Source organism: Streptomyces sp. NPDC055140, assembly GCF_053607285.1.
Genome location: NZ_JBSGTG010000160.1, coordinates 1 through 1,957, shown reverse-complemented (window position 1 = coordinate 1,957; position 1,957 = coordinate 1). Strand labels below are relative to the sequence as shown.

Annotated in this window: 1 protein-coding gene and 1 pseudogene; both read left to right on the top strand. The window is 64.3% G+C overall.

Going from position 1 to position 1,957, the window contains the following annotated elements; translation table 11 throughout:
- Positions 1-81: 81 nt before the first annotated feature.
- A pseudogene (locus ACWFR4_RS48600) lies at positions 82-489 on the top strand (IS5 family transposase); the annotation flags it as partial.
- 50 nt (positions 490-539) lie between these two features.
- Positions 540-1,832 carry an IS256 family transposase gene (locus ACWFR4_RS48595; RefSeq protein ID WP_453658375.1) on the top strand — a complete coding sequence of 431 codons (1,293 nt, stop codon included), beginning with the start codon at positions 540-542 and terminating at the stop codon, positions 1,830-1,832.
- The last annotated feature ends 125 nt before the right edge of the window (positions 1,833-1,957 follow it).

Below are 1,957 nucleotides of genomic sequence, written 5' to 3'. Positions count from 1 at the left end.
TACGACGAGACCATCGCCTTTCCCACCCAACCCCAGACCGTCCTCGCAACCGCCGCTTGACTCCTTAACCGCATCGGATGTCTGATCGTCGACCGGCAGGGCACCCCGCTCGCCGTCTCCTTGACCAGCGGAAACCGTCACGATGTCACCCAGCTCATGCCGCTGCTGGACGCCGTACCCCGCATCCGTGGCCTACGTGGCCGACCCCGCCACCGGCCCCGGCGGCTCTTCGCCGACCGCGGCTACGACTACGACAAGTACCGGCGTCTCGTCCGAGCCCGTGGGATCACACCCAAGATCGCCCGCCGCGGAGTCCCGCACGGTTCCGGCCTGGGCAAGACCCGCTGGGTCGTCGAGCGCACCTTCGCATGGCTCCACCAGTTCAAGCGGCTTCGGATTCGCTACGAGATACGTGCCGACCTCCACCTGGGCCTGCTTCAGTTCGCCTGCAGCATCATCTGCTTGAGACGACTCCGAACCTCATTCTGAAACCACCAGTAAGAAGAACGGTGTAACTCCTGATCATGGAGGATGCACTGATGACCAGTAACAACACGTCTGAGGACGCGAGTTCAGAGGTGGTTGTCCCGCAGCCAGCGAGGGCGGTGGATGACCAGCTGATCGAGGAGTTGGTAGGTCGCGCCCAGGCCGAGGGGCTGCAGCTGACCGGCCAGGGAGGTCTGCTGCAGCAGCTCACGAAACGGCTTCTGGAGTCGGCTCTGGAGGGCGAGGTCACCGATCACCTTGGCTATGACCGGCATGATCCGGCGGGCAAGAACGGCGGCAACTCCCGCAACGGAACCCGCTCCAAGACCGTGCTGACCGAGGTCGGCCCGGTGGAGATTGCCGTGCCTCGTGACCGGGACGGATCGTTCGAGCCGAAGATCGTGAAGAAGAGGCAACGGCGTCTGACCGGCGTCGACGAGATGGTCATCTCACTCGCCGCGAAGGGTCTCACGACAGGAGAAGTCCAGGCCCACCTGGCGGAGGTCTATGGCACAGACGTCTCCCGCCAGACGATCTCGACCATCACCGACAAGGTCCTCGAGGGCATGGCCGAATGGCAGAACCGGCCCCTCGACCCGGTCTATCCCGTCATCTTCATCGATGCCATCCACGTGAAAATCCGCGACGGCGCGGTCGCCAACCGTCCGATCTATGTGGCCCTGGCCGTCACCACGGAAGGCCGCCGGGAAATCCTCGGCCTGTGGGCCGGTGACGGCGGCGAAGGCGCCAAGCACTGGCTGAACATCCTCACCGAGATCAAGAACCGCGGCGTGGGCGACGTCCTCATGCTCGTCTGCGACGGCCTCAGGGGCCTGCCTGACGCAGTCGAGACTGTCTGGCCGGCCACGATCGTCCAGACCTGCGTCGTGCACCTCCTGCGGAACTCCTTCCGCTATGCCGCCCGTCAGGACTGGGACAAGATCGCCAAAGCTCTCAAGCCCGTCTACACGGCCGCGACCGAAGACGCCGCGCTGGAGCGGTTCGCCGAATTCGCCGACACCTGGGGCAAGAAATACCCGGCGATCGTCAGGCTCTGGGAGAACGCCTGGGAGGAGTTCACCCCGTTCCTTCGGTTCGACACCGAGATCCGCAGGATCGTCTGCACCACCAACGCCATCGAGTCCGTCAACGCTCGGATCCGCCGGGCAGTCAAAGCCCGCGGCCACTTCCCCAACGAGCAGGCCGCTTTGAAATGCGTCTACATGGCCATCATGTCCCTCGACCCCACCGGCAAGGGACAAGCCCGCTGGACCAGCCGCTGGAAGACCGCTCTCAACGCCTTCGACATCACCTTCGACGGCCGCCTCAGCGCAGCACGCCACTAACCTCAACAGCCCCAATTACACCGTTGATTGGGCCCTGTCTCATATTCGGTGGTGACGGATCGTGTCGCTATCCGAGGAGGATGCGGTGGCGGAGCAGGGTGAAGCCTGCTCGTCCGTGCATCTGG

What these genes read in the sequence shown, in the direction of transcription:
- ACWFR4_RS48595 (WP_453658375.1), top strand. Translation starts at nt 540, where the DNA reads ATGACCAGTAACAACACGTCTGAGGACGCGAGTTCAGAGGTGGTTGTC.